Annotated in this window: 3 protein-coding genes and 1 pseudogene; 3 read left to right on the top strand and 1 reads right to left on the bottom strand. The window is 73.0% G+C overall.

Annotation, left to right across the window (positions count from 1 at the left end; genetic code table 11):
- On the bottom strand, positions 1-1,598 hold a 1,598-nt coding region (locus tag C6N75_RS04900; protein ID WP_146132485.1), incomplete at its 3' end, for a transglycosylase domain-containing protein.
- 203 nt (positions 1,599-1,801) lie between these two features.
- Here C6N75_RS04900 and C6N75_RS04895 point away from each other — a divergent pair.
- The 3 genes and pseudogenes from C6N75_RS04895 to C6N75_RS04885 all read left to right on the top strand — a co-directional run.
- Positions 1,802-2,602, top strand: a complete 801-nt coding sequence (locus C6N75_RS04895; protein WP_105867597.1) for an ABC transporter permease — start codon at positions 1,802-1,804, stop codon at positions 2,600-2,602.
- Positions 2,603-2,696: 94 nt separating this feature from the next.
- A pseudogene (locus tag C6N75_RS04890) lies at positions 2,697-3,461 on the top strand (ABC transporter permease).
- Between the two features lie 28 nt (positions 3,462-3,489).
- The coding region (locus C6N75_RS04885) for an ABC transporter ATP-binding protein (protein ID WP_105867598.1) at positions 3,490-4,499 on the top strand (1,010 nt) is incomplete at its 3' end.

Below are 4,499 nucleotides of genomic sequence, written 5' to 3'. Positions count from 1 at the left end.
GCGAGAGAGGGGGAGGGGTTGAGGTCGGGGGTGTCGGCGGGCAGGCCGAGGCCGATGGCGGTCTGCTCGACCTTGGCGGGGCCGACGTCCACGGCGAGCTGGGCGTAGACGGCGTTGACCGAGCGGTCGGTGGCGGTGCGCACGCTGATCGGGCCGTGGTCGACGTCGTCCTCGTTGCCGGGGGCGTACGGCTTGCCGCGCCAGCCTTCGACGGGCCGCTTGTTGGCCCCGTCGTACAGGGTGTCGGGTGTGATGCGCTCGCCGTCCTGGGTGCGGGCGCCGTTGTGCACGGCGGCGGCGAAGACGAACGGCTTGAAGGTGGAGCCGACCTGGTAGTCGCGGCGGGTGGCGTTGTTGACGTACTGGCGGGTGTAGTCGACGCCGCCGTACATGGCGACGACGTACCCGGTGGAGGGTTCGACGGAGGCGCCGCCGACGCGCAGATAGCGGTCGGCCTCGTTGGAGCCGTCGAGCCGGGACGTCACCTGGTTGTCGACGGCCTCGGTGAAGGCTTCCTGCTTGGGGCGCTCCAGGGTGGTGGTGATGCGGAAGCCGCCCTGCCGCAGGGTCTCCCGGTCGACGATGCCCCGTTCGGTGAGGTACTGGCCGACGGCCTGGACGATGTAGCCGCGCTGGCCGGAGACGCCGGTGGTGGCCTCGGCCTCGTAGGGGGCGGGGAAGGTGGTGCCGGCCCGGTCGGCGCGGCTGAGCCAGCGTTCGCCGACCATGGCGTCCATGACGTAGGACCAGCGCCGCGTCGCCTTGTCCATGTTGGCGGGGTGCGCGGTCACGTCGTAGGCGCTGGGGGCGTTGAGGAGGGTGGCGAGGTAGGCGCCCTCGGCGGTGTCGAGGTCCTGGACGTCCTTGCCGTAGTAGGCGCGGGCGGCGGCCTGGATGCCGTAGGCGTTGCGCCCGTAGAAGCTGGTGTTGAGGTAGCCCTCGAAGATCTCGTCCTTGGACTTCTCGCGGTCCAGCTTGATGGAGATGAAGAACTCCTTGACCTTGCGCACAAGGGTGCGTTCCTGGCCGAGGTAGTAGTTCTTGACGTACTGCTGGGTGATGGTGGAGCCGCCCTGGGTGCCCTTGCCGGTGACGGTGTTCCAGCCGGCGCGGACCATCGCCCCGGGGTCGACGGCGGGCTTGGTGTAGAAGTCGCGGTCCTCGGCGGCCAGTACGGCGTGCTGTACCCAGCGGGGTACGCGGGACAGCGGCACGCTCTCCCGGTTGACGTCGCCGGCCTGGGTGATCTGGCTGCCGTCGGCGTAGAGGTAGACGTTGGACTGGGCGGTGGCGGCGGCGTTGGCGGGCGGGATGGCGACCAGGTGGTAGCCGACGAAGAAGCCGCCGACGAGGAGGGCCGCGCCGAGGAGGACGGCGCCCAGGAGCATCCGCCAGGTGGGCAGCAGGCGCCGCCAGCCGGTGCGCCGCCGGCGGCGCCGGCGGGCGGCGCGCAGGGCTGTCCGCTCGGCCCGGCCGCCCGTCGGCCGGGCGCCGGGGCCGGGGTGCGTGCCGTCGCGGAAGACCCGGCCGGCGCGGGCCGGGCCGCCGAGAGTGGGGTCGCGGGGCTGCCAGCCCGGTGTCGCTGCCTCGTCGCTCATCTGTCCGCCCCGCTCCGTCCCGTACGGCCCCGAATCTGGGCTTTGTCGCTTATGTGGTGATCCGTCAGTCCCCTCATAGTGCACGTCGGACCCCCGCATCCCCGGCAACGGCAGCCGGAAATACGCTCGCGGGCCCGCCCGGCGGCCCGTTAGGCTCCTCGGTTCCGGCGGCCGGCCGGCCCTGGCCTCGGGAGGTGGAGGGGATGCGGCTCTACGCGGCCGTGGCGGCGGGCGCCTTCCGCCGGTACGCGACCTACCGGGTGGCCACCGCCGCCGGGGTGTTCACCAACACCGTCTTCGGCTTCGTCCTGGCGTACACCTACATCGCCCTGTGGGCGGAGCGGCCCGGCCTCGGCGGCTACGACCAGGCGCAGGCGCTGACGTTCGTGTGGCTGGGCCAGGCGATGCTGGCGGTGTGCGGCCTGATGGCCGGCGGCGTCGAGGAGGAGATCATCGAGCGGATCAGGACCGGTGACATCGCCGTGGACCTGCAACGCCCGGCGGACCTCCAGCTCTGGTGGCTGTCGGCGTCGCTGGGCCGGGCGGCGTTCCTGCTGCTGGGCCGCGGGGTGGCGCCGATGGCGGTGGGCGCGCTCGCCTTCGACCTGGCCCTGCCCGCCCACCCGCTGACGTGGCCGGCCTTCCTCCTCTCCGTTCTGCTGGGCGCGGTGGTGAGCTTCGCCATCTGGTACCTGGTGGCGCTCAGCGCGTTCTGGCTGATGGACGGGGCGGGCGCGGTGCAGGTGGCGTGGCTGTCGGGGCTGTTCTTCTCCGGGATGCTGCTGCCGCTGACCGTGTTCCCCGGCGGGCTCGGCGACCTGGCCCGGGTGCTTCCGTGGTCCACGATGCTCCAGGTGCCGGTCGACGTGTTCCTGGAGAAGCACACCGGCTGGGCGCTGGCGCGGGCGTACGCCTTCCAAGCGGGGTGGGCGGTGCTCCTGCTGGCCGCCGGCCGCCTGCTGCAATCGGCCGCGACCCGCCGGGTGGTGGTCCAGGGTGGCTGACAGCGCGGGCCTCCCGGGCGCCGGGGACGGCGACGGCGGCCGGGAGCCGGGCCCCCTGCGCGAGGGCCTGCGCGCCTACGGCCTCATCGTCGCGATGTGGGTGCGCTCCACGATGGCGTACCGCTTCTCGTTCGCGATGACCCTGTTCGCCAACTTCGCCACCACCGCGCTCGACTTCGTCGTCATCCTGCTGATGTTCAGCCACGTCCGGGGGCTGGGCGGCTTCTCCTTCGGCGAGGTGGCCTTCCTCTACGGGACCTCGTGCACCTCCTTCGGCCTGGCGGACCTGGCGATGGGCTAGGTCTCCCGGCTGGGCCGGCGGGTCCGGGACGGCACCCTCGACCTGCTCCTGCTGCGCCCCGCGCCGGTGCTCGCCCAGGTGGCGGCCGACAAGTTCGCGCTGCGCCGGCTCGGCCGCACCGCCCAGGGGCTGATCGTGCTGGTCTGGTCCCTGGTGGTGCTGGACGTGGAGTGGAGTCCGGCGAAGGTCTGGCTGCTGCCCTCGATGGTCCTCACCGGCGCGTTGATCTTCGGCGCGGTGATGGTGGTGGGCGCGGCGTTCCAGTTCTGGACGCAGGACGGCGCCGAGGTGGTCAACGCCTTCACCTACGGCGGCAACACCCTCCTCGGCTACCCGCCGTCCATCTTCGCGCAGGACCTGGTCCGTGGGGTCGTCTACGGGGTGCCGCTCGCCTTCGTCAACTGGGTGCCCGCGCTGTACGTCCTGGACCGCGAGCCGCCCGCCGGCCTGCCCGGCTGGGCGGCGTTCTGCGCGCCGCTGGTCGCCGGGGTCTGCTGGCTGCCGGCCGGACTGGCCTGGCGGGTGGGGCTGCGGTCCTACCGGAGCACGGGGAGCTGACGGAGGTCGGTCGGGGATGGGAGAGGGCATGGCGCGGGAGTACGGGGCCGGGCGCGACGACGTCATCGTGCTGGAGGACGTGAGCAAGGTCTTCGAGGTGCGGCGCAGGGCGGGGCGGCTGCGGCGGGAGCGGCGGCAGGTGCGGGCGGTGGACGGCATCAGCTTCCGGGTCGGGCGCGGCGAGATGGTCGGCTACATCGGGCCGAACGGCGCCGGGAAGTCGACCACCATCAAGATGCTGACCGGGATCCTGACCCCGAGCGGCGGGCGGCTGAGGGTGGCCGGGATCGACCCGTCGCCGGGCGGCCGGCGCGGGGTGGGCGGCCGGGAGCGGACCCGCCTGGCCCGGCGTATCGGAGCGGTGTTCGGACAGCGGACCACCCTCTGGTGGGATCTGCCGCTGCGGGACTCCTACCGGCTGGCCCACCGGATGTACCGCGTCCCCGACGACCGCTTCCGGGCCAACCTCGCCCGGTGCGTGGAGCAGTTGGACCTGGCGGACCTGCTGGACGTGCCGGTCCGCCAGCTCTCGCTGGGGCAGCGGATGCGCGGTGACATCGCGGCGGCGCTGCTGCACGACCCGGAGGTGCTGTACCTGGACGAGCCGACGATCGGCCTGGACGTCGTCTCCAAGGCGAAGGTGCGGGCGTTCCTGAAGGACCTCAACGCCGAGCGGGACACCACCGTGCTGCTGACCACCCACGACCTGACCGACATCGAGCAGCTCTGCTCGCGGGTGATGGTGATCGACCACGGCAGGCTGATGTACGACGGGGCGCTGGCCGGGCTGCACGAGGTGGGGGAGAGCGAGCGGACGCTGGTGGTCGACCTGGAGCGGGAACTGCCGCCGATCCGGATGGAGGGCGTGCGGGTGGTGCGGGTGGAGGGCCCGCGCCAGTGGCTGGCGTTCCCGGCGGCCCGCTCGGCCGCACCGCTGGTCGCCCGCATCGCGGCCGAGCACCCCCTGGTCGACCTGTCGGTGCGGGAGCCGGACATCGAGGCGGTGATCGCCCGGATGTACGCGGAACGGCCGGCGCC

Source organism: Streptomyces solincola (genome assembly GCF_002982015.1).
Lineage (GTDB): Bacteria > Actinomycetota > Actinomycetes > Streptomycetales > Streptomycetaceae > Streptomyces > Streptomyces solincola.
The sequence above is the reverse complement of the archived record's forward strand: the minus strand, read 5'-3'. Positions and strand labels throughout refer to the sequence as shown.

Bases quoted from the DNA above. Each gene is read 5' to 3' on its own strand.
- C6N75_RS04895 (WP_105867597.1), top strand. From the start codon at position 1,802: ATGCGGCTCTACGCGGCCGTGGCGGCGGGCGCCTTCCGCCGGTACGCG.